We start from the raw sequence: 21,976 nt of genomic DNA on the forward strand, positions 1-21,976 counted from the left end.
AAGCCCCATTTTGCTGTTTGCTGATGATCCGGGCGCACCGTGTGATGACAGCGACCCGCTGGATAATAATTGTCCGTTGGATACCTGGATTATTTATATATTCATATTAGTTCTTATTCTCACAGCTATCCGCCTGTACAAAAAGCAGCATGCCTTCGGTCGTTAACACGCGGGAGTGTTGAGCAGGCCTTAAAGTGTCAGGGAATAAAGGCATTATATAAACATTTAGAAAACATATCAATGTTCGGCTTGGCAACGATTCGCAAACTTCGTTTATATACGCTGTGTATTATCATGCATGGTATCCTGGCTTGTATTGGAAATATAATTATCAGTACTTCTGCATGTCGTGCCCAAACCAATAACATAAATACGCAAATAAAAAATCTCGATAAAGCAAAGCACGACACCGACCGGGTAAAGATCTATTACTCTATTTCAAGGTCGTATTGGAGCAGGAATGCCGACAGCGCGCTGCTGATGGCACAAAAATCCCTTGATCTTGCAAAAAAAATCCATTATGAAAAAGGTATTGCACTGGCATATCTCGCAGAAGGGGTAGCCTTCGGGTACAAAGGAAGATGGCCCGAAGCTCTTAACAGTCATTTACAGTGCCTGCGCATTAGTGAAAAACTGGGCATGGAAGGGTTAAGCGGAAATGAGTATAATAATATCGCCGGCCTGTACACCTCAATGGAAGATTATTCGAAAGCGCTTTATTACAGTCAGAAGGCTTATAAGATAGCTATGAAGCAAAACGACCCCGCGCATGAAGGAACGTTTAGCCCGTTGGTGAATATTGGCGAGATATTTAAGAAAAAAGGATTGTCAGACTCGGCAATTGCTTATAACTTAAAGGCTTTGGTTATAGCAAAAAAGGTAAAGGACCCGGTTTTTACTGCCGCCGCAATGTACAATATTGCCGAAAATTATATTACGAAGAAAGAATACCGGCTTGCCGAGGGTTATTTAAATAAGGCGCTTGATATTGCGCAAAATGCAGGCGACGACGAAGATGTTGCTTACTGCCATACCGGCCTGGCACTTACATCTTATTATACAGGTAAATACAATTCGAGTATGCTGTATGCACAAAAAGGGCTTGACGAAAGCAGGAGATCAGGTATTGTTGAACTCATTCAAACCGCCTATAACGTATTATACTTAACTCATCAGAAAATGGGTAATTACGAACAGGCCCTATATTACCGGAACCTTGAAGTTGCTTTGAACGATAGCTTGAAAACCGAACAAAGACTGAAAACTATCAGGAATATGCAGTCTGCTTACGAGCTGGAAAAAAAGGAACGGCAAATTGATTTGCTAAATAAAAATAAAATTATAGGTCAAAAAGAGCTGGAAAAAGTAAGTCTGAAGCGGGATATTTTAACTGCGGGCACCATACTTTTAGTATTGCTCGCTTTTATCCTGCTCAGAAATTACATGCAAAAAAAGAAGCTCAGTGAGCAACTGGCTCTGCAAAATAAAAACATATCTGAGCAAAATCTTCACCTCGAAGAACTTGTACACGTAAAGGACCGCCTGTTTTCAATTATCGGGCACGATTTAAGGGGACCGATCCATACCATCAGTCATATGATGGATATAGTAAAGGAAAAAAGCCTGTCGGAAGAAGAAAGCGATTATTGGATTGAAAAAATAGATGAGACCCTGATAATAACCTCAAGCTTAGTCGAAAATCTGCTATACTGGGCAAAAAGTCAGTTGGACGGAATCCAGCCCAATCCTGCCGGTTTTGATGTGCGAAAGTTAATTGATCAAAATGTTATGCTGCTGAAACAGCGGGCCGCTGAAAAGAAAGTGGTAGTAACAAGTGAAGAGATAGCTGAGCCCGTGATGGTATTCGGAGATGAAACTATGATTGATATTGTGATCAGGAACTTATTGGAGAATGCCGTAAAGTTTTCAAAAGCGGGTGATCATGTTACCGTAACCGCGGAAAAAAGCGAGGCCTTTGCGATACTGAAGGTTCGGGACAACGGGAAAGGTATTCCCGAAGAAGCGCAATCAAAAATATTTAACAAGTATACCTCATATACCACTTTTGGCACAGCCAGTGAAAAGGGGAGCGGTCTGGGGTTGTTATTATGTAAAGAGCTTGTGGAAAGAAACAATGGCACCATATGGTTTGAAAGTAAGGCCGGGATCGGAAGTACGTTCTATTTTACCGTGCCGATAGAAAACGAAGAGTTGGTGGCTGTTTAAAGCTGTTTTAAACAGGCCAGACGATGGGATGTTTACTTATTCTTCAATCATCCTCCGATATCAGGGCATGATGTTTGTGCAAAAAGAGCTATGTTAATATGTTAAAACGTAGCTTTTAGAACTATAATGATTGCCTCTTATCAGAAAAGAGTCCTGGTTGTTGATGATGATAAGGACATTCGTGAGTTAATACATCTGATCCTGGAGATGGAGGGATATGCGGTGACCGAACTGGATAACGGTCATGGCGTCCTTGAAGCGATACAGACCTTACGACCAGATGTTGTGTTGCTGGATGTTATGCTGGGCGATATGGATGGCCGCGATATTTGTAAACATTTGAAAAATGATCCGGGTATGCAGGATATACCTATAATCATTGTTTCGGCAAGTCACGGGTTGCATACGATGCACGAGAAACAATGCGGGGCCAATGATTATCTGGCTAAGCCTTTTGATGTGAATGAACTTGTTAATCATGTGCGTCATTTTGCCGCTTGATCGGTGCCATGCGGTAAATCTCCGGCTGTGCCATGGCCCTGCAGTTACCATAGCGGCTCAAATAATTCTTTTTTATATAGCAGCCAGCAGGTTAATTAAGGTTGAAATTTCGGGGAGGTTTTCGAGGTTACGAACGATGCCGATCAGTTGCTCCTGCATCTCTGCGGAAATAATATTGTTGCTCAGCCGCCGGAACTTTTCAATCGTATCATTCCATGTAAACGGACGGGTAAAAAAGCCATGGTAATCTTCCTGTTCCCTGGTTAGGGTTTGGCCGTTTTTCATGCTGATCTCCACCTTGGTTTTCATTTTATCGGGATATGCAACGGTATAAGGATCAAGGATACCGGCAACTATCAGCGGTTGATGCAGTGGGAAACCCGTACTTACTTTCACTTTCTTTAGTAATTGCTGTACATCGTTATTTTTAATTCTTTCCGGCTCATATTGTTCGGGATAAACTTCGCCATCGAGCAGGAGCACTGCGGCAGCATAAAATAAACTGTGATCAGCCTGTTCCTTCGTTTCCACAATTTGCCGGTTGCCGTAAGCACCGGATCCTATGATGTGATATGCAGTTAAAAATGTGGTGAGCTCAAGGTTTTCAATCTCTTCCGGATTAACCTGCTGTTGTTTGCGCAGCTCGTCAAGGGCTTCCAGTGTGGCCTGTGCATGTACTTCTACATTATATTTCTTCAATACGCAGCGTGGCAGCAGTTCAAAGGTCTCACTATCCCAATCATAATCCAGCTTCATGCCAAACACATCATCAAAGCCCTTGGGGCCTTCAAAAATGGCCACCGGGCCGGTCATCCCTTCCCGGGCCAGGAAACAGATGTTAACGCAGTTCAGCGCATCCAGGGAAGATGCAAACCCCTTCCACTCATAGGTATATGATGCCCGGCTGCTTACCATCGGGCTTATTGAAGTGCCGGTAATGCCCAGTGCATGAGCTGTTCGTTCTTCAGTCAGGTTTAACAGGCGGGCAATTCCGGCTGTCATCGAGTAGCCTAAAAGCAAGGTATGGTCGATACCTTCTTTCATGACCGGGATTTCCAGTACGAGGCGGCATTCTATCTGGTAAGCCACGGCCATGGCAGCAAGGAAATCCTTACCTGATATCGGCCCAAACTGCGCTACTGCCAGCAGCGGGCCTATATTATCACTGGGATGGCAGGTAGCTTCTTTGCCCATAAAATTATCCATAAAATCCGGATAACGGATAAGCGCTGTATACAATTGTGCCGCCCGGTCGTAGGGTAAGTTTTCAATAAGCGGCACTTTGCATTTGCCGCCTTCGCCCATAACCTGCAATTGCCTCAATAATTTTTGGATGGCAGGTTTGTTACAAGCGTGGATCAGCGAGCCCAAAGCGTCAAGCAGATGGCGTTTCAGTTGTTCGACGGAGGCTTCACCGATGTCATCATAGCGGGCATTAAGCGCGAAACGGGCGATCTTGAAATTCTGCAGCTCTTTTTCCATGATTTACCTGTTAATTGCTGCGGCCGCGAAACAATGAGATAACCCAGATGATGACCGCGATAACGACGATTACCGCGAAAATGCCCACGGCAGCACCGGCTTTAAAAATACCGACAACGGCATCACAACTGCTCAATAACAGGCAAAGGCTTAAGAATAGTGGTGTAATTAACTTTTTCATAGACTGATAGTTTTATAATTAAAACTTAAAACATTAAGCGATGTTTTAATTATCATTTAAAAGATATTTTTTCAGCGATTTTTTTAATTGTTAATCGATTTTAACCTATGAACGCATCACCCTGGTTTTGGAATACCAAAGCCGCCCTGCACTTGCCTGACCTTATTCCGGTATATAAAACCACAGCAGGCAGCTATGATTTTAAAATATATGACCTTGGCGACAGCTGCTGGCTGGTGGCCGGATGGCCAAATGACAATCAGATCGCTTTCCGGCTGGCTTATTCACCAAACGACCGGTTACAGATCGCACTAAAAGAAAGGAAAAACGATGTGCGGTTGAAGATTGGCTCGCAGTTGGGCGACTATGAAGTTATTTTGACCTTACCCACAGAAAACCGGCCCGTACTTCATCATACCACCAGGCTAACGCCGGCCTCCACCTTATTGTTCCCTTACTGGCCGCGCGACATTGTGCCGCTTGGTTCCGGGGGAGGTGAAAGCAGGGCCGAAGGAGAAATACACACCAGGCAGGTGGGTACGCGTTCGGGACAGCTCTATTTTAGCATGAACCGGCCAAAAGCTGGTTCAGTATTATACCTGCAAAACTTAACCGCGTTGGCCGGTTACAACCAGCAAACCGAAACCTCCGCGGCGGACAGTGTAGGCGGCGAATGGCCTGAAATTGGCTTTGCCCTGCCGCCAACTATTAAAAATAAACCGCTGGCAGCAGGTACAAGCTATACCTTGAGCGATGCTTTTATTGTTTTTTCGGAAGAAGTACCCGCTGATGAAGCGGCCATGGTTCAGCAATATCTCAATTTATTGGCTGAAGTTTACCTGGCTTTACCCAAACCGGCAACGAATTATACCCATTGGCCCGAAATCCTTGGTAAGGGATTAAAAGACCTGATAGACAGTCCCGGTTGTTGGGTACAACTTGATGGTCATCATTATTTTAACGCCTATGTATCAGACTATGTCACTCCTCCCGAGATCATGGTGCAACTGGCGGTGCTGCTGCCTTTACTTGATTATGTGGAATGGAGCGGCGCGGAACTGGAAGTAATGAAAAAAGTTAAAGCTGGCCTGCCATCATTCTATAGTGAAAAATACGGCACCATAATGCGCTGGCACCCAAAAGCAGCCGATACACTGGAAGGTGAGGAAGAACAAAAACAACCGCTGGTTATGGATTCCTGGTACCTGCACCACCCTTTGTTAAACCTGTCGCGCCTTGCGCTGAAGGGCGATAAGGTTGCCAGGAAACTCTTTTTGGATTCTTTGGAATTTTCGATACGGGTGGCGCATCATTTTGATTATAAATGGCCGGTTTTTTATAAAGTTGACACGCTTGAAGTAGTAAAAGCCGAAACACAGCCAGGTAAAGGAGGTGAAAAGGATGTGCCGGGTTTATATGCCCATGTCATGCTGCAGGCCTGGGAACTTACAGGCGAAAGACACTATTTAACCGAAGCGGAAAAAGCTGCCATGCATTTGCGCGGCCAGGGCTTCGACCTGTTCTATCAGGCCAACAATACCGCCTTTTCCTCAGGTGCAATGCTGCGCCTGTATAAAATCACCAAAAAAGAAATATACCGCGAGCTTAGTTACCTGTGCCTGGCAGGTGTGTTTAACAATGTGAAGCTGTGGGACTGTGATTATGGCTATGGGAAAAACTTCCCGACATTTTTTGCATTGTTTCCGCTTAATGACGCTCCTTATACGGCAGTATACGAAGAACAGGAAGTTTTCTGCGCGCTGCATGACTACCTCCGCTACGCCGAGGATATTGAGATTTTACCATCGGTACGCCTCCTGATAACCGAATATGTCCGTTATCTTGTAGACCGTGCCGCTTATTACTACCCGACGATGCTTCCAAAAGAAATGCTCCAGGAAAAGCCCAAAATAGGAGAGGTTGATCCGAACCTGTGGATCGCGCTTGAGGATTTACACGACGGCTGGGAAAAATCAGGGCAGGTAGGCCAGGAAGTATATGGGGCAGGCAACGCTTTCGGGATCCTGCCGCGCCACTATATCCGTATACCTGATCAGCCTTTCATGATCTTCACTGATTATCCTGTTTACCGCTTTGCCGCCAGGAAGCAAGATTATCTTCATGTCCGCATGGCGGGCGATAATCGCATCGACTGCCGCCTGATGGTGGTTAAGAGCGGCCCTGGTAAATTACCAGGGGTAGAAGTGCGTGTTAATCAGAAGCCTATCGACGGAAAAAAAATCAAAGGCGGCCACTTTGAATATTTAATACCCGGCAATGCCGAAATCACTATTAGCTGGAAATAACATGAAAAAGAAAATCAATTACTTTGAGCGGTTCTCTAACTGGGCCACCGCAGCAACCGGCAGTTCGGCCGCTTTTATTATAGCTGCGTCCACCATAGTGTTATGGGCTGTTACCGGGCCGGTATTTCACTACTCGGAAACCTGGCAGCTTATTATCAATACCGGCACAACCATCATTACTTTTTTAATGGTCTTTCTTATCCAGAAGGCGCAGAACAAGGATTCTAAAGCTGTCCATTTAAAACTGAATGAATTGCTGGCCTCTCATGAAGGTACCAGTAACAGGATGGTAAATATTGAGGACCTGACTGAAGAGGAACTGGATCACCTGTACAAATTTTACATCCGTTTGTCCGAACTGGCGCAAAAAGAAAGTGACCTTACCAAAACACATTCTATTGATGCCGCGCGGGTAAATCAACAAAATAAATCAAAACGTTATACCAGGAGTAATAAAAGGTCAGAGTAACCGGATGCCTGGAAGCGCCCGTGGCGCGTTAGTTATTGAGATTATGATAAGCAAAATAAGATTTTTGATCATCATCGGGTTTGTTGCAGCGGGTATTTGGCTGGCGGTAAGGTATCGTTCGGCTCAAAACGTCAAGCCCGTAGTTGTTTGCAGCGGACCTTTAAAAAATTGAGTTATGGAAAAGTTATTGATCACTGTTTTTGGAGAGGGGAAGGACCTGAATGCGCTGCAAATGAGCAGCCGCGGCGTTGTTATCTTTTTTATCGCGCTTATGCTGATCCGCATTTCAGGACGTCGCTCTTTTGGGTTACGTACCCCGCTTGATAATATCGTCAGTATTTCGCTTGGGGCTGTTATGAGCAGGGCGGTGGTTGGCGCCTCGGCTTTTGTGCCGGTTATTGTTTGCTGCTTTGTGATCGTTCTGCTACACCGGCTGCTGGGCTGGCTTATTGCACGTAACAGTCCTTTAGTTAGGTGGGTAGAAGGGGAGAAGATCCCGCTTTTTCGTGGCGGCCGGTTTGATGAAGACCGGATGAAACGGGCACTGGTTTGCCGTGAAGATGTCATGCAGGGTGTACGCAAATCTGCACTTACTGAAGATTTAGAAAAGATAGACAAGGTGTATATGGAACGGAATGGCGATATCAGCGCCATTAAAAAATGATATGTATGGATTGGCATATAGGATGTTCAGGGTTTTACTATCGTCACTGGAAAAATACTTTTTACCCGGAGGGGTTGGCGCAAAAGCGCTGGTTTGAGTTTTACGCCGGGCAATTCCGTACCCTGGAATTAAATGTGACCTTTTACCGTTTTCCGCAATTATCTATGCTGCGTACCTGGTACGAAAAAGCGCCGGCTGAGTTTCGCTTTGCGTTAAAAGCCCCCAAGGCTATCACCCATTTTAAGCAGTTTCACGGAACCGTGGATATGATCACGAGTTTTTATGATACCATCCGCAATGGTTTACAGGAAAAGTTAGGGCCTGTATTGTTCCAGTTTCCGCCGCGTTTTCATTATGATGAAGAACGTTTGGCACGCGTGTTGGCGCAATTGGATCCCAGCTTTAGTAATGTATTGGAATTCAGGCACCCGGGCTGGTGGCAGGAAGATGTTTATTCACGGCTTAGGGAGCGTGGTGTTTCTTTTTGCGGTATGAGCCATCCCGAACTGCCGGATGAGCCTGTTGTAACCGGCCCTGTGGTATATTATCGTTTTCACGGTGTTCCGGATGTATACCGCTCATCTTATAGTGATGCTCAGTTACGGAATTTGCCGATGAGATTAATTCAAAACCGGAAGTCCGGGAAGCATGGTGTTATTTTAACAATGACGCGGCAGTGGCAGCTATTCCCAACGCAAAGTCCCTACTGCAATTTTCGGTTAAGCACTGAAAGGTTAATAAATAGGGCGACCGAAGCCGCCCTAACAGTCGGTTTGTTTTATTCTGTTTCCGCTGCTGCGGCTTCATTTACATAGTTTTCAGCTACCTGGGTTAACAGTGCATCGGCATTTTTCTCCTCGGCCAGGGTTTCCTCAAGCAGGCTTTGCGCTTCGCTATAGCCTAATGTACCGGCCAGCGTGCGCAAGGTGCCGTACGACGCGATTTCATAATGCTCCACTTTCTGTGCCGCTGAAATGATCGCTACGTCGCGTACTTCGGTACCTTTGTCGGTATCTGACAGCAATTCTGTTGCTTCATTCAGCAAACCTTCCATGGCCAGGCATTTTTTAGCCGAAGCTTTCTCACCAATAGACTCGAATACGCTTTCCAGTCGGGTTACGTGGTTTTTGGTTTCTTCCAGGTGGGTGGTGATGGTTTGCTTCAGATCTTCTGAGGTAGCTCCCTTGATCAATTTGGGCAGGGCGGTGGCCAAATGCTTCTCGGCCCAATAAAGGTCCTTGATCTCGTCGATGAATAGTTCTTTCAGCGCGCTCTCGGCTTCCGGACTGCGACTGGCCGCTGCTGCGGTCTTTTTGTTGTTTTTTGTTGCCATAGTAGATATATGTTGATGATAATTAAATTGAGTTAGCCCCCTGATCAGCATCTCCGCGGTAGCCTGGATGGTTTGCTGAATAATTTCTTCGCATGATCCCTGAAATACTTTTCGAAAACTGAGGTGCCTGTCATGGATCAGCGCATATACAAACATAGTTCCAACCGGTTTTTCCGGGGTTTCGCTGCCACCGGGTGTAGTGAGCCCGGTAACGGTTACCTGTATGTCGGATGGGATAAGGTGTGCCAGGCGGTATGCCATTTCCCTCGTCACCTCCATCGACTCTGGTGTAAACTGATCAATCAATCCCTTCGGTACCCCTAACAGGGATACTTTGAGATCGGCATCATAGCAGGCGATCCCACCCTTGAGAACCTGGCCGGATTCGTCGGTAAGTGCAAACTCCGAACAAAGCCAGCCTGCCGTAGCGCTTTCGGCAAAAGCAATGGTCATCCCCTGTTGAGCTATCAATTTACTACATTCTTTAATCTTATTTTCTGCCATGATTAATTGATCCAGGCCTGTCGATTACAGACTCTATAAAAACCTCCGGAAATACGGTTTTGTTTTGTTGTAATTTATTATTTTAATTATAAATTAAAGTTTGGAGAATGGCACCGATAGAGAAATGTGCGCCGCAAACAAACTCATCGGCTGCTCCATAATAGATGGTTAAACGGTCGCTATCGACAATATGGCCGTTAGTGAAAACTACATAACCGAAAAACCCGCTAAGCTCATAAGCCTCGGTTGGCACCATAATCGGGTTACCACTTCGGGCGATAACCTTTGATGGATTGTTAATATCCATTAAAAAAGCTCCAAGACAATAACGATGTTCAGCATTTGCACCATGATATATCTCCAGCCAGCCATGTTCCGTGCGGATAGGTGCCGCGCCCGCGCCAACGCGACCGCTGTCCCACATTCCGGGCCGGGTTTTTATCAGGCATTGATGATTGCCCCATTGCCGGCTGTCTGATGACTCTGCCAGCCAGATATAATTGCCCCCAATCTCTTTGCTGCTTGGCCGGTGTAAACAGTAATATTTTCCGCCGATCTTTTCTTCAAAAATTGCACAATCCTTATTATGTGGCGGCAGGATCATTCCGCCGCTTTCAAAATGCCGCCAATTGGTGGTTGTTAGCAGGCCCACGCCTACGCCGCTGTCTGATACGGCGGTATAGGTGAGGTAATAAGTGTCATTTATCTGCGTAACCCGGCAATCCTCTATACCAAAACGTTCCAGGTATCCCTTTCCGAATAAGGGTGGATAACCTTCCTGCTCAGTAAAACGGATCCCGTCGTCACTGGCCAGTAAACGCAAATGTGAAACTGTGGTGAGATAATCCAGCCCCTTGTAACTAATGACGCGGGCATCGGTAGCGATAAGGTCGGGGTCGTTAAGCGGCACTTTAATGATTTCGGTATTGCCCGTGGCATCCAGAGCAGGGAAAAATAAAACTCCTTCCTCCTGCATAACACCTTCGGCTACCCTTACAATAAGCCAGGTTTTACCGCCGTAGCTAAAAACGCCGGGATTAAGCAGGCTGATAATTTGTAAACCCTCGCGGCTGGGAGCAAGATCTTTTGGCAACAGCAAAGGGTTTTCGGGAAAGCGTTGTGCCAGGTCTTTCATATCTCTTCCCCGCTAACCCAGGCTTTGGCCTCTTCCAACTGATCGGGTGAAAAACCGCGCGACTTGCCCGGTATCATAAACCGGAAGAGGTCCGTAAACCATTCCACACCTTTCTGGTAGGTTACTACCGCAATGCGGTGCCAGTTTGTAAAGTTCGTTAGCCCAAGTTTGAGGTCGTCCCACCAGGCCGCCAGCGTGAAATTCTCCACGCCTGTTCCCAATACCAGCAAATAGTTAATTTCACCCTGGCGGTTTTTCAGCTCCTGTATCTTGGGTATCAGTATGGTCTCCATATCGTTGCGGGTTACTTCGCCGCTGGCATAAATCCCTACCACGTGCTGCGGGAGATTATTAATTATTTGTAGCATAGCTTGTTGTTTTTTGTGAGATGTGATAACCAATGCCGGCAAAAACTGCGAACACAATATGTGCTGGTATCAGTTGCAGATAGTATTTTTTAAAGTTGAGGGATGGGGGCAACGGGTGCATTTTAAAGGTCGTTTTCCAAACAGCTACAGCTAACAGCCCGCTTAGGCCACCCAACCAAAGATTTGTTTTAAGGTCAGGTTTTAATTTACCGCGGTGCCATAGTTCTACATAAACGAGCGTAAACAGCAGGCCTACGCCGTAATGCCCCAGCCAGCCTAACGCCTGGCTTTGCTGTTTATCTAATTTAGGGATCAGACGGCCGGTTAGCTGCCCCAGTCGCTCCGGTTCGCTAAAGTTTTCGCCATCGGCCAGCGAGACAAGATAGCTGAACAGCGTCATGAAGGTAGTGCCGGTGACTCCCGAAATTAAAATTTCTTTAGTTTTCATCATCGCTTATCCTGGTAAGGCCTTTGGTTGCGGGTCCGGTTAATACATTGCCATCAATATCGTAGCGCGCGCCATGGCAAGGGCAGTCCCAACTCTTTTCTTCGCTGTTCCAGCTAACAATGCAGGCGGCGTGAGTGCAAACGGGACTTAAGGCATGTATGGTGCCGTCGTCATCGCGGTAAGCGGCGATTTTGTTTCCGTCTACTTCAACCACTTTGCCGGTGCCAGGCTTTAACCTGTTCAGCGAATCGGTACTTTTAATATTCAGGCGATCAGCCACAAAGTGGTAGGCTACATCGGCGTTTTCTTTTACAAATTCGCTAAACCCGTCTATCGGTTTTATTCTGCCCGGATTAAACAGTTTTTCATATTTGCTGCCTTTGCCGCTTACCAGGTCGGCAAGGATTTGGGCGGCAACACTTCCAAGCATCATGCCGTTGCCATTATAACCGGTTGCGCAGTAAATACCATTGGCCGCTAAAGGCATGCGGCCGATATAAGGAAAGCCATCTACGGGCACATAATACTGGCTTGACCACCGGTATTTCACCGATGATACATTATAATACTTACGTGCATATTTTTCAAGGTCGCCAAAAGCTTTCTCCGGCTCTTCGTGCCCTGTCTTATGATCCAACCCGCCAATCAACAATAATTCCTGTCCGTCTATTACATGTGTCCGCACATAATGATATGGTTCCTGGCAGTCATAAATTAGTCCGTCAGGATATTTTCCGCTATGGAGTTTAACGGCCAATACGTAACTGCGGTAAGGCGCGCACTCGAAATTGAGCACATTGATATTCGGCGGCATGTGGGTGGCATAGATTACATTTTTTGCACGGATCTTATTTTCACCGGCCTGCACATTATGTATTTCATCTTCAGTGACTATTTTTTCAACAAGCGTATTTTCTAATAAGGTGCCGCCGGCTTCCAAATAAGCTTTTAGTAATCCTTTTAAATATTTTATGGGATGAAATTGTGCCTGGCCATCGAAAGCCAAAGCTTTTTGAAAAGGAATAGGTGTCGGTACTTCGTCAGTATATTTTATAGGAACGCCAACTTTGGTAGCACCCTGGTATATGTCATCCAGCATTTTCACTTCATCTTCATTTTCGGCATACAGGTAACCGGTTTTCGGTTCATAATCGCACTTGATGCCATAGATATCGACATTGGTCTTAATCAGTTCGAACCCCTCATTGATCGCGTCTGCAAAACCCTGTGCGCCTTCCTCGCCAAAAGCGCTTTCAGCTTCGCTGTAAGTAGTATCAGCAAAAGTATTGATATGCGCGCTGGTGCCGCCGGTTGTGCCAAAACCGGTATTATGCGCTTCTGTAATAATGGTAGCCTTGCCTGCTTTTTGTAATAGCAGCGCCGCCGTCATACCGGTAATTCCTGCGCCAACAATGAGGCAATCGTATATTTTATCTTCGGGCTTAACCCTGGCTGCCGGACTGCTGAGATACTGCCAGGGGCTATTCCTGGTACCATCTCGTTTGAGGTTCATAAATGTCATTGCATAGATTTTGTACCATTAAATACAGCGCAAATGCGTAATAGTTTCTTTTGAAGAATATTTTTAATTATTTAATTAAATTTGCGGACACAGCTGATACAATCAACTTTTTCGCGGGGATATGGTGTTAGGGGTTAATCCAAAGGGTTGGGGACGAGCGATTTGAACAGGTTTGTTTGCCTTATCACATTTATGCCAACCATTTATGCAAATGTTTGTTAAGCCAATCATGCAACAAGAAACTACTAAAACACGGTACACTGATACCGAATTAAATGAATTCAGAACGTTGATCAAAGAAAAGATCGGCATGGCACGCGAAGAACTGCAGGAACTGGTGGGTACCCTCAGTGCTTCAAATACCAACGGGGATGATGCCGCAATTGCGGGCAAGACGCTTGAAGATGGTTCGGCAACTTTTGAAAAGGAGCAGATCAACCAGCTGGCCGCCCGCCAGAAAAAATTTATCGAGCAGCTTGAAGCCGCGCTGATGCGTATTGAAAACAGAACTTATGGCATTTGCCGTTCTACCGGTAAACTGATACCAAGGGAACGCCTGCTTGCTGTGCCGCACACTACCCAAAGCATGGAAGCCAAACTTAAACAGGCATGAGTTCGGCATTTGTAAAAGAAGGGGAGGCCAGGCACCTTAAAGATGTTGCACCGAATATAGGCGCACTGCTTTTTTTTCTGCGGGTGGAAAACAACGGGACTATTATCCGTGATGAGAAAATCTACTTTAGTCAAAAACATGGCCGTGATGTTTATGAAATGAGTGACGGCCTGGCCTATGCCCTTGACGATGACAATCATTGGTATATCATACTTGACCTATGAAAGGACTATTTTTTGGAGGTACCAGTGGCTTACAAATCGACAGGCCCAGGCGGGATTTTCCGCCTGAATACAGCCATTTGTCGCGGCTGGGCTATTATGCTTTGCAGGAAAATAGCATCGAGGTTAACAGCTCTTTTTATAAAATCCCGCAAGCAAAAACCATAGCCCGGTGGGCAACGGAAGTAACCGAAGGTTTTCGTTTCACTTTCAAGCTGTGGCAGGGGATCACGCATCAAAAAAGTTTGTTTTTTAATGAGGAAGATGTTACCCGTTTTATGCAGGCTATCCATTTGCCGGAAACTGAGCGGGGCTGTCTGCTTGTTCAGTTTCCGCCAAGCCTGCAGGCGGGTGCACTTCCTCAATTAACAGAGTTACTGGAGGCCCTTAAACCTTATACCTGGCCCATGGCCGTCGAATTTCGTCACCCGTCCTGGTACAGGGATGAAGTTTTTGAACTTTTAAACTGGTACCAGGCTGCAATGGTACTGCAGGATATGCCCAAATCGGCCACGCCCATGGAAATCACTGCCGATGAACTGGTTTACCTGCGCTTTCATGGCCCATCAGGCAATTATAAAGGAAGTTACAGTGAAAGTTTCCTTTCTGAATACGCATCGTATATCAATGAATGGCAGCAGGAGGGTAAAACAGTTTACGTGTACTTCAACAATACCGCCGGGGCGGCACTGGAAAATCTCCAGTTATTGAAACAGCTTCTCGTTTAAGCAATACCCCTGGTAGCTTAAATCTGCCCTGTAACGAACGCTTTATTGGATCGGTATCTGCGTGTGTTTATTAGTGTTATAAATACAATTAATTTTTTTATTTCTGTTTTTCGATATAAATTATTTCGTATCTTGTCGTCATTATAGCCTAAAATAGTTACACCATGGCAAAATTGCTGCTTAGGATGTGATAAACGTAAACAACAATCTGATTGGTTAATTTTATCTCGCTTAATTAAATGTATTTAGTACGCTTATAATTATGTGCGTACGAAATGCCGGTTAGGATGATTTTATCTTAAATGAAAAATTTTTATGATCATGCGGATGTTCAATTGACCGGGCTTTTTGAACCTGGAGATATTGACGCGTGTGAAGGAATCTACAACTGGTATTGGCTAAAGCTCGTAGGATACTTATAGAAATAAACAAAGCGCGGGATGGCGGGTTGGCCGTTACTGCTTTTGAACTAATAATCATCAGGATGAAAAAAAGATTACTTATTGCATTGTCATTTTATTGCGGCGTTGCTTACGCGCAAACTAAGGATTACCCCATTAAGCCGGTATCATTTACCAATGTAAAGCTTAACGATAAGTTTTGGACCTCGCGTATCGAAACTAACCGTACGGTCACCATCCCGGCATCATTTGCCCGGTGCGAGAATACCGGCAGGGTTAAAAATTTTGAAATGGCGGCTGCCCGCAGCGGTAAGTTTTGTACTAAGTTTCCTTTTGATGATACGGATATTTATAAAACCATTGAGGGCGCATCTTATTCTATGGCCGTTCATCCTGATGCAAAGCTGGATGCCTATGTCGATTCATTGATCACGATAGTAGGGAAAGCGCAGGAGCCGGACGGATATCTTTACACTGCCCGTACTATTGACCCATTGCATCCGCACGCATGGTCGGGCCCGGAGCGTTGGGTAAAAGAGAACGAGCTGAGCCACGAGCTATATAACTCCGGACACATGTTTGAGGCCGCGGCCGCACATTACCTGGCTACCAACAAGCGCAACTTTTTAGATATCGCGCTTAGAAATGCCGATCTGCTGGTTAAAACCTTCGGGCCGGGTAAAAGGCATGTAGCGCCCGGCCATGAGATTGTTGAAATGGGCCTGGTACGCCTGTACCGTATCACCGGCAAAAAAGAATATCTCGATCTTGCTAAATTTTTTATTGACGAAAGAGGGCACCGCACCTATGATAAAACCAGTACCGATGAGTGGAAAAACGGGATGTACTGGCAGGACAATGAACCTGTCATAGCACAGGAAGATGCCGAAGGTCATGCCGTAAGGGCAATGTACCTGTACTCGGGTATGGCCGATGTTGCCGCTTTAACCGGCGATAAGGAATACATCGCCGCCATTGATAAGATCTGGAACAACATGGTTGGCAAAAAGATCTACGTGCAGGGGGGAATCGGCGCAGTGCCGGGCGGTGAACGTTTCGGAGCCGATTACGAGCTGCCAAATACTACCGCTTATAATGAAACCTGTGCGGCAATAGGTGATGTGTTCTGGAACCAGAGGATGTTCCTGCTGCACGGCGAGTCGAAATATATTGATGTGATGGAAAAGGTTTTATATAACGGGTTAATTTCGGGTGTTGGGCTGGATGGTAAGACATTCTTTTACACCAATGCCATGCAGGTAACCAATGGGGTTACACATCATGAGCTTGAGCCCGAGCGTTCCGGCTGGTTTGAGTGCTCATGCTGCCCAACCAATATGGCGCGTTTCCTGCCGTCGTTATCAGGCTATATGTATGCTCAAAAGGATAATAATGTATTTGTGAACCTGTTTATTGCTGGTACAGCAAATATGGAGATTGGTAATAAAAAAGTGAGCATTGTTCAAAGCAATAATTACCCGTGGAATGGTGCACTGTCGTTTGCTGTAACACCGGAGACGGCAACTAATTTTGCCATGCACATCCGGATCCCGGGCTGGGCAAGGGCACAGGCGATCCCGTCTGATCTGTATGCTTTCCAAAATAAATCGGCTGCAAAAATCAGCCTGAAACTAAACGGCAAAGCGGTTGCTTATGAAGTTGAAAATGGCTACGCTGTAATTAACAGGCAATGGACAAAAGGTGATAACATTCAATTAAACCTGCCGATGGAAGTTAAAAAGGTTATTTCCAATAAAGCATTGGTTGATGATAAAGGTAAAACAGCCCTGCAACGCGGCCCGATTATGTACTGCGCCGAGTGGAAAGATAACGGCGGAACAGTGAGCAATTTAGCAATTCCTGCAAATGCAACTTTTAAATCTGTAGCCGAACCAAACCTCTTAAATGGCATAACTGTTTTAAAAGGAGAGATCCTGAGTAAAACAAAAGGCGAAGCTGCTAAAAAGGTAGAACTTACGGCCATCCCTTATTATTCATGGGCAAACCGTGGTAAAGGCGAAATGACCGTTTGGTTTCCCGAAGTAAATGCCGCTGCCAAATAAATAGTTAAAGCCTCAGCAACTCTCCCGCAAAAAATTAAGATGGTTTAGGGTAATTGCATTAGTATTCCCGTACTTGTTTTATTATTTGCCAAAGCATTGCTGAGGCTTTTCCACTACAGGCATGTGCCCGCCTGTTTAGCAAATGCCCCCTGTGACCCTAACTATTGAGTGATCAGTAAATACGCGAAAAGTATTAATATATCCTACCAGCCCAACTGAGTTAACCCGCGAAGGAATTGGCAACTCATCGCAGCAAACTTCCGAAACCTATACGCCATCATTTAAGCTCCCCGGCGTGATCTGAAAACATTTATATATTTTTTTAAAATTGTCAGATATTAGGCTTAAAATTAAATAATCAAAATTTACAAGTCTTAACTGCCTAACCTTAAGATTTGCCGGCATATCTTTTTCTGAAAATTTGAAATGTTTAATAAGCAATCATGAAAAATATTAAAGTGATCATCCTTGCAATCATAACGACCTTTTTTATGGCCGGGGCTTCGGTTAATGCGCAAAGCAGCAAATTAATTACCGCCGATGTTTGTGTATATGGCGGAACCTCCGCAGGGGTTATCGCTGCATATACGGCAAAAAAGATGGGGAAAACGGTGATGTTGATAGAGCCGGGAAAGCATTTAGGTGGCATGAGTTCGGGAGGTCTTGGCTATACGGATATTGGGAACAAATATGTGGTGACGGGCTTAGCACGGGATTTTTACCGCCGTATAGGAGCTCATTACGGAAAATTTGAACAATGGATATTTGAGCCAAAGGTAGCGGAGGGCATTTTTAACGATTATGTAAAAAGGGCTGGCTTTCCTGTTTTATTCCGGAACAGGCTTATAAAAGTGAAAAAGGAAGAAAATCAGCTAAAGGAAATTATAGTAGAGGACAGCTATAAACCCTCGACTGCTACCAATAAGACTATTCGCGCTAAGGTATTTATTGATTGTACTTATGAAGGGGATCTGATGGCCCGCTCGGGTATTTCTTATACTGTAGGAAGAGAAGCTAACAGCCAGTATGAGGAAACTATAAACGGAGTAGAGTTGCTGGATAAACACCAGTTTCCGGATAATATTGATCCCTATAAAGTGCCGGGCGACGCAAAAAGCGGTTTATTGTGGGGCATAAGTAATGAGGTATTACAAGTAAATGGTGCCGGCGATAAAAAAGTGCAGGCATACAATTTTCGTATCACGTTAACCAATGTGCCCGAAAACCGGATCCCAATTTCAAAACCCGACAACTATGATCCTAAAAAGTATGAGTTACTGCTGCGTTTAAAAGAGAAGCAACCCTGGAAATCAATTTCCGATGTTTTTATTATAAGTAAAATGCCCAATGGCAAAACGGATATCAATAATAACGGAGGTTTCTCTACGGATATGATCGGGATGAACTGGGAATATCCGGAGGCTGATTATAATACAAGGGCCAAAATATGGAAGGAGCATGAAGATTATACCAAAGGTTTCTTTTATTTTATCGGCAATGACACCCGCATACCCGGAAATATCAGGGACGAAATGAAACAATGGGGGTATCCCAAAGATGAATATACGGATAATGGGAACTGGACACCACAGCTTTATATCAGGGAAGCCCGACGAATGATTGGTGAACTGGTTATGACCCAGCATCATTGTCAGGGAAAAGAACAGGTAGAAGATGGAGTAGGAATGGCCGCATATGGTATGGATTCGCATAATTGCGAAAGGCTGGTAGTGAACAGGATGGTGAAAAATGAGGGGGATGTTCAGGTACATGGTTTTGCGCCATACGCTGTTTCGTACAGGGCAATAGTCCCAAAGCAAAAGGAAGCCGCTAATTTATTTGTCCCGGTATGCTTATCTGCAAGTCATATAGCTTACGGATCAATCAGGATGGAGCCGGTATTCATGGTATTAGGCCAATCTTCGGCTGTGGCGGCATGCCAGGCTATTGATAAAAGAATTGCGGTACAGCAGGTTAATGTAAAAGAAGTACAAAGCTTGCTCAGGACAGACCCTCTTGCAGACGGTAGTATGCCCGAAGTACTGGTTGATAATGAGGACAGTCACATAACAGGCGGTTGGAAAATTGAAAAATCAGGCGGCTATGGGCCAACCTATCTCACTGATGATACAAAAGCAGAAACTGCAAAATCGGTAAGGTTTATTCCGGAAAAATTAAAAAAAGGTGCTTACCATGTTTATACCTATTTCCCCAAGGTTATGAATCCGGCAGCAAAAACTTATATTACTATTTACGATGGTGAGAAGGCCATAGAAAAGATAATCAACCAGTCTGATTTGCAGGTAGAAGGTCAAACTTCAGGTGAGTGGCTTCCACTGGGGCTATATAACTTTTCAGGAGAAAAAAAGGCATATGTTGAAATTTCCAATAAAAACGCGGATGGCGTAATTGTGGCTGATGCAGTGCTTTTTGTACCTGTTAGGTAGTTTTATCGTTTTTGTGCGACGCTTAAATTATTAAATGCCCATATTAAACATAGATTTATTTTATTAGAGGTGGAGCCTTAAAATAGCTGATAAAAAATACCGATGCTGCCTATAACCCCAATATTTTAATTTAATAACATATTTTATATTTTCATTGCTTATCACGGCTTTGATAAAATTAAACTATGTTTAAATCGCCGTTGTAAACCAATTAAACAAGCATAATGCAAACAAAGCAAAGAGCTAATTACGGGGTGAAATCCCTCGTGCAGCAAATTGTCGGATCAATCAGTAAGAATATTGACAAAGGTGTTTACCGGAAAAATGAAAAGCTGCTGTCAATAAATACATACAGCAAGCAACACGGCGTAGCAAGGGATACCATTGAAAAAGCTTACACGATACTTAAGAGCAATGGCTATATCCGTTCGGTTTCCGGAAAGGGTTATTTTGTAGTCGGTAAGCCCGATGTGCGGATCAAGGTACTTTTGTTGTTTAATAAGTTAAGCTCTTATAAGAAAACGGTTTATGATACCATCGTACGCACCCTGGGTGATAAAGCCCGGGTTGATCTTCATATTCATCATTATAATCCCGCTTTGCTTGAGGAAAGTATAGATTCAAATTTGGGCAATTACCATTATTATGTGGTAATGCCGCATTTTTTTGATTATAGTAACGAGCATGAATATTTAACCATTTTAAAGAAGATTCCGGTTGATCAGTTGATATTGCTGGATAAAGATTTGCCCAAATTAGGCAGGCAGTCGGCTGTATTCCAGGATTTTCGCAACGATATCTACGGGGCATTAAACGTAGTCACCGACCTGATTGCCAAATACAAAAAATTAATTATCATATATCCCGTAGATCGCCACCATCCGCCCGAAATTAAGGATGGAATAATGCAGTTCTGTGAAGAGAAAAACAAAAAGTTTGAAGTAATAGACGCTTTTAAAACAGACGATCTCAAAAAAAGCACACTTTATATTGTATTGACCGAAAATGACCTTGCCGATTTGATTAAAGGTGCCAGAGCAAGTGGATATGAATTAGGGAAGGATATAGGGATCATATCTTTTAATGAAACCGTGTTTAAAGAATTATTGGATATTACCGTTATTACCAGTGATTTTGAAGAAATGGGCAGAAAAACAGCTGAGCTAATGTTGCAAAACAAAGCCGCGGTTATTAAAAACGCCTTCAAAATAATTATCCGGAAATCGCTATAACGAAGCCCTGAGTGTAAGGTAAAAAGGCACCTCATAACGGCCCGTAGAGCCATTTTTAATAATATCCGCGGTCATTTTTCCCATTTCCTCAAAATCTGTGGATATGGTGGTTAAGCCATTGAGGATGATTTTTTTTAGCGGGGTTTCATTGTATGATATCACGCCAACATCTTTACCTATCTTTAATTCCGTAGCCAGGATTCTTTCAATCAAAACCACAAGGTCATTTTCCATAAGGTTAATGAATACATCTCCTTCATGTATCGGTTCGCCTTGTATATCATGAACTACCTTGTAAGTAAACGCGTATTGGATACAAAAACTGAAAAAGCCTTTCAAAATCTCGCCCGGAAAATAAGTGTATTCAGGAAATATGATCTTTAGGGTGTGATACTTCTTTAATTGCGGCAGGGCTTCCTCCAGGGCCTGGTAAATGTCTTTTTCAAAATTCTCGTACACGGCAGCAAAATCGCCTTTTATCCCTGGCACTAATTTATCAAGTATGATCAGTTTCTCTTTGGGTAGGGTATTAATAATATCGTGAACGTTTTCGCCGCCGTGCATAAAGTGCGGCAGGATCACATAATGAGTGTAATCGTTGCTATTATTTTGAAGCAGTTTTTTAAAAAATTCGAAGTCGTTATTGTATATATAAAAGTCGATAGCTGCTTCATGCCCAAGACCATCAACTATGGCATCATAAACCAGCTTTTTATGAGTGCTTAGCTTGTTAAATATTAAAAAAACCTTAAACTGTTGCCCGGCTTCAGTGTTTTTGATGTAATACCCCTTGCCAGGTACCGAGCCAAGCAAACCGATTGATTTCAGGTGTTTGTAAGCTTTTTCAGCAGTATCACGTGATATTTCAAAATTGCAGTTTAACTCATTAATGGATGGCAGCGTTTCGTTAATGATTAATTTTCCTTCACGTACACTTTTGATGATCGAGTTAGCTAACTGGATGTATTTGGGGGTAGACGAATAATAATCAATATAAATGTATTCTAAAAATCGTGAAGACTTCATAACTATTGAACTGGCTACTGGCAAAAACTTAAAGTTAATCAAATTAGGTTTGATAAGACTCCCACCTTTTGCGTGTGTAAGCCGGGGAAGCTTAATAAGCAGCCAA

The 21,976-nt window shown here is 44.3% G+C and carries 20 protein-coding genes; 12 read left to right on the forward strand and 8 right to left on the reverse strand.

Annotated features, from left to right (window positions below):
• Positions 1 to 240 precede the first annotated feature (240 nt).
• On the forward strand, positions 241 to 2,226 hold the full coding sequence (locus BLP33_RS04005; RefSeq protein ID WP_090525104.1) for a tetratricopeptide repeat-containing sensor histidine kinase: 1,986 nt from the start codon (positions 241 to 243) through the stop codon (positions 2,224 to 2,226).
• A gap of 126 nt (positions 2,227 to 2,352) precedes the next feature.
• Positions 2,353 to 2,727, forward strand: coding sequence for a response regulator (locus tag BLP33_RS04010; protein ID WP_090525106.1), 375 nt, complete (start codon positions 2,353 to 2,355; stop codon positions 2,725 to 2,727).
• Between the two features lie 72 nt (positions 2,728 to 2,799).
• Here the strand turns inward: BLP33_RS04010 and BLP33_RS04015 are convergent, their stop codons facing one another.
• Together BLP33_RS04015 and BLP33_RS27375 are read right to left on the reverse strand one after the other, a co-directional pair.
• On the reverse strand, positions 2,800 to 4,209 hold the full coding sequence (locus tag BLP33_RS04015; protein WP_090525108.1) for an MmgE/PrpD family protein: 1,410 nt from the start codon (positions 4,207 to 4,209) through the stop codon (positions 2,800 to 2,802).
• 10 nt (positions 4,210 to 4,219) lie between these two features.
• A complete protein-coding gene (locus BLP33_RS27375; RefSeq protein WP_175489925.1) occupies positions 4,220 to 4,390 on the reverse strand; it encodes a hypothetical protein in 171 nt (56 codons plus the stop codon).
• 107 nt (positions 4,391 to 4,497) lie between these two features.
• Between BLP33_RS27375 and BLP33_RS04020 the strand changes: the two genes are divergently transcribed.
• The 4 genes from BLP33_RS04020 to BLP33_RS04035 all read left to right on the forward strand — a co-directional run bounded on the left by BLP33_RS04020 (position 4,498) and on the right by BLP33_RS04035 (position 8,644).
• Positions 4,498 to 6,696: a hypothetical protein gene (locus BLP33_RS04020; RefSeq protein WP_090525109.1), complete on the forward strand. Its 2,199-nt coding sequence runs from the start codon at positions 4,498 to 4,500 to the stop codon at positions 6,694 to 6,696.
• 1 nt (position 6,697) lies between these two features.
• Positions 6,698 to 7,165: a low affinity iron permease family protein gene (locus BLP33_RS04025; protein ID WP_090525111.1), complete on the forward strand. Its 468-nt coding sequence runs from the start codon at positions 6,698 to 6,700 to the stop codon at positions 7,163 to 7,165.
• Positions 7,166 to 7,340: 175 nt separating this feature from the next.
• Complete coding sequence (locus BLP33_RS04030) at positions 7,341 to 7,829, forward strand: DUF421 domain-containing protein (RefSeq protein ID WP_090525113.1); 489 nt, start codon at positions 7,341 to 7,343, stop codon at positions 7,827 to 7,829.
• Positions 7,830 to 7,834: 5 nt separating this feature from the next.
• The gene (locus tag BLP33_RS04035; RefSeq protein ID WP_217633101.1) at positions 7,835 to 8,644 is read left to right on the forward strand and encodes a DUF72 domain-containing protein; all 810 of its coding nucleotides are present in this window, start codon (positions 7,835 to 7,837) and stop codon (positions 8,642 to 8,644) included.
• Here BLP33_RS04035 and BLP33_RS27710 read toward each other — a convergent pair.
• The 5 genes from BLP33_RS27710 to BLP33_RS04065 form a co-directional block, all read right to left on the reverse strand.
• Positions 8,608 to 9,666: a DUF892 family protein gene (locus BLP33_RS27710; RefSeq protein ID WP_254780052.1), complete on the reverse strand. Its 1,059-nt coding sequence runs from the start codon at positions 9,664 to 9,666 to the stop codon at positions 8,608 to 8,610. The two genes, BLP33_RS04035 and BLP33_RS27710, sit on opposite strands and share 37 nt — an antisense overlap.
• Positions 9,667 to 9,748: 82 nt before the next feature.
• On the reverse strand, positions 9,749 to 10,801 hold the full coding sequence (locus tag BLP33_RS04050; RefSeq protein WP_090525116.1) for a glycoside hydrolase family 130 protein: 1,053 nt from the start codon (positions 10,799 to 10,801) through the stop codon (positions 9,749 to 9,751).
• Positions 10,798 to 11,169 carry a SpoIIAA family protein gene (locus tag BLP33_RS04055; RefSeq protein WP_090525118.1) on the reverse strand — a complete coding sequence of 124 codons (372 nt, stop codon included), beginning with the start codon at positions 11,167 to 11,169 and terminating at the stop codon, positions 10,798 to 10,800. The genes BLP33_RS04050 and BLP33_RS04055 overlap by 4 nt, the downstream gene beginning before the upstream one ends.
• Positions 11,153 to 11,620 carry a hypothetical protein gene (locus BLP33_RS04060; protein WP_090525120.1) on the reverse strand — a complete coding sequence of 156 codons (468 nt, stop codon included), beginning with the start codon at positions 11,618 to 11,620 and terminating at the stop codon, positions 11,153 to 11,155. The genes BLP33_RS04055 and BLP33_RS04060 overlap by 17 nt, the downstream gene beginning before the upstream one ends.
• Positions 11,607 to 13,130, reverse strand: a complete 1,524-nt coding sequence (locus BLP33_RS04065; RefSeq protein WP_254780053.1) for an FAD-dependent oxidoreductase — start codon at positions 13,128 to 13,130, stop codon at positions 11,607 to 11,609. The genes BLP33_RS04060 and BLP33_RS04065 overlap by 14 nt, the downstream gene beginning before the upstream one ends.
• Before the next feature lie 238 nt (positions 13,131 to 13,368).
• Here BLP33_RS04065 and BLP33_RS04070 point away from each other — a divergent pair, with 238 nt between their 5' ends.
• The 6 genes from BLP33_RS04070 (at position 13,369) to BLP33_RS04095 (ending at position 20,844) form a co-directional block, all read left to right on the forward strand.
• Positions 13,369 to 13,752, forward strand: a complete 384-nt coding sequence (locus tag BLP33_RS04070; RefSeq protein WP_090526195.1) for a TraR/DksA family transcriptional regulator — start codon at positions 13,369 to 13,371, stop codon at positions 13,750 to 13,752.
• Positions 13,749 to 13,976 carry a hypothetical protein gene (locus BLP33_RS04075; protein ID WP_090525124.1) on the forward strand — a complete coding sequence of 76 codons (228 nt, stop codon included), beginning with the start codon at positions 13,749 to 13,751 and terminating at the stop codon, positions 13,974 to 13,976. The genes BLP33_RS04070 and BLP33_RS04075 overlap by 4 nt, the downstream gene beginning before the upstream one ends.
• Complete coding sequence (locus BLP33_RS04080; RefSeq protein ID WP_090525126.1) at positions 13,973 to 14,701, forward strand: DUF72 domain-containing protein; 729 nt, start codon at positions 13,973 to 13,975, stop codon at positions 14,699 to 14,701. Before BLP33_RS04075 ends, BLP33_RS04080 begins: the two co-directional genes overlap by 4 nt.
• Positions 14,702 to 15,185: 484 nt before the next feature.
• Positions 15,186 to 17,165 carry a glycoside hydrolase family 127 protein gene (locus BLP33_RS04085; protein WP_090525129.1) on the forward strand — a complete coding sequence of 660 codons (1,980 nt, stop codon included), beginning with the start codon at positions 15,186 to 15,188 and terminating at the stop codon, positions 17,163 to 17,165.
• Positions 17,166 to 17,608: 443 nt separating this feature from the next.
• The gene (locus BLP33_RS04090) at positions 17,609 to 19,612 is read left to right on the forward strand and encodes an FAD-dependent oxidoreductase (protein ID WP_090525131.1); all 2,004 of its coding nucleotides are present in this window, start codon (positions 17,609 to 17,611) and stop codon (positions 19,610 to 19,612) included.
• 224 nt (positions 19,613 to 19,836) lie between these two features.
• Positions 19,837 to 20,844: a GntR family transcriptional regulator gene (locus BLP33_RS04095; protein WP_090525133.1), complete on the forward strand. Its 1,008-nt coding sequence runs from the start codon at positions 19,837 to 19,839 to the stop codon at positions 20,842 to 20,844.
• Here the strand turns inward: BLP33_RS04095 and BLP33_RS04100 are convergent.
• Positions 20,839 to 21,870: a GntR family transcriptional regulator gene (locus tag BLP33_RS04100; RefSeq protein ID WP_090526196.1), complete on the reverse strand. Its 1,032-nt coding sequence runs from the start codon at positions 21,868 to 21,870 to the stop codon at positions 20,839 to 20,841. The two genes, BLP33_RS04095 and BLP33_RS04100, sit on opposite strands and share 6 nt — an antisense overlap.
• Between the last annotated feature and the right edge of the window lie 106 nt (positions 21,871 to 21,976).

Source organism: Mucilaginibacter sp. NFR10, from assembly GCF_900100445.1.
Lineage (GTDB): Bacteria > Bacteroidota > Bacteroidia > Sphingobacteriales > Sphingobacteriaceae > Mucilaginibacter > Mucilaginibacter rubeus.

What these genes read in the sequence shown, in the direction of transcription:
- BLP33_RS04005 (WP_090525104.1), top strand. Translation starts at nt 241, where the DNA reads ATGTTCGGCTTGGCAACGATTCGCAAACTTCGTTTATATACGCTGTGT.
- BLP33_RS04010 (WP_090525106.1), top strand. Translation starts at nt 2,353, where the DNA reads ATGATTGCCTCTTATCAGAAAAGAGTCCTGGTTGTTGATGATGATAAG.
- BLP33_RS04015 (WP_090525108.1), bottom strand. Translation starts at nt 4,209, where the DNA reads ATGGAAAAAGAGCTGCAGAATTTCAAGATCGCCCGTTTCGCGCTTAAT.
- BLP33_RS27375 (WP_175489925.1), bottom strand. Translation starts at nt 4,390, where the DNA reads ATGAAAAAGTTAATTACACCACTATTCTTAAGCCTTTGCCTGTTATTG.
- BLP33_RS04020 (WP_090525109.1), top strand. Translation starts at nt 4,498, where the DNA reads ATGAACGCATCACCCTGGTTTTGGAATACCAAAGCCGCCCTGCACTTG.
- BLP33_RS04025 (WP_090525111.1), top strand. Translation starts at nt 6,698, where the DNA reads ATGAAAAAGAAAATCAATTACTTTGAGCGGTTCTCTAACTGGGCCACC.
- BLP33_RS04030 (WP_090525113.1), top strand. Translation starts at nt 7,341, where the DNA reads ATGGAAAAGTTATTGATCACTGTTTTTGGAGAGGGGAAGGACCTGAAT.
- BLP33_RS04035 (WP_217633101.1), top strand. Translation starts at nt 7,835, where the DNA reads ATGGATTGGCATATAGGATGTTCAGGGTTTTACTATCGTCACTGGAAA.
- BLP33_RS27710 (WP_254780052.1), bottom strand. Translation starts at nt 9,666, where the DNA reads ATGGCAGAAAATAAGATTAAAGAATGTAGTAAATTGATAGCTCAACAG.
- BLP33_RS04050 (WP_090525116.1), bottom strand. Translation starts at nt 10,801, where the DNA reads ATGAAAGACCTGGCACAACGCTTTCCCGAAAACCCTTTGCTGTTGCCA.
- BLP33_RS04055 (WP_090525118.1), bottom strand. Translation starts at nt 11,169, where the DNA reads ATGCTACAAATAATTAATAATCTCCCGCAGCACGTGGTAGGGATTTAT.
- BLP33_RS04060 (WP_090525120.1), bottom strand. Translation starts at nt 11,620, where the DNA reads ATGATGAAAACTAAAGAAATTTTAATTTCGGGAGTCACCGGCACTACC.
- BLP33_RS04065 (WP_254780053.1), bottom strand. Translation starts at nt 13,130, where the DNA reads ATGAACCTCAAACGAGATGGTACCAGGAATAGCCCCTGGCAGTATCTC.
- BLP33_RS04070 (WP_090526195.1), top strand. Translation starts at nt 13,369, where the DNA reads ATGCAACAAGAAACTACTAAAACACGGTACACTGATACCGAATTAAAT.
- BLP33_RS04075 (WP_090525124.1), top strand. Translation starts at nt 13,749, where the DNA reads ATGAGTTCGGCATTTGTAAAAGAAGGGGAGGCCAGGCACCTTAAAGAT.
- BLP33_RS04080 (WP_090525126.1), top strand. Translation starts at nt 13,973, where the DNA reads ATGAAAGGACTATTTTTTGGAGGTACCAGTGGCTTACAAATCGACAGG.
- BLP33_RS04085 (WP_090525129.1), top strand. Translation starts at nt 15,186, where the DNA reads ATGAAAAAAAGATTACTTATTGCATTGTCATTTTATTGCGGCGTTGCT.
- BLP33_RS04090 (WP_090525131.1), top strand. Translation starts at nt 17,609, where the DNA reads ATGAAAAATATTAAAGTGATCATCCTTGCAATCATAACGACCTTTTTT.
- BLP33_RS04095 (WP_090525133.1), top strand. Translation starts at nt 19,837, where the DNA reads ATGCAAACAAAGCAAAGAGCTAATTACGGGGTGAAATCCCTCGTGCAG.
- BLP33_RS04100 (WP_090526196.1), bottom strand. Translation starts at nt 21,870, where the DNA reads ATGAAGTCTTCACGATTTTTAGAATACATTTATATTGATTATTATTCG.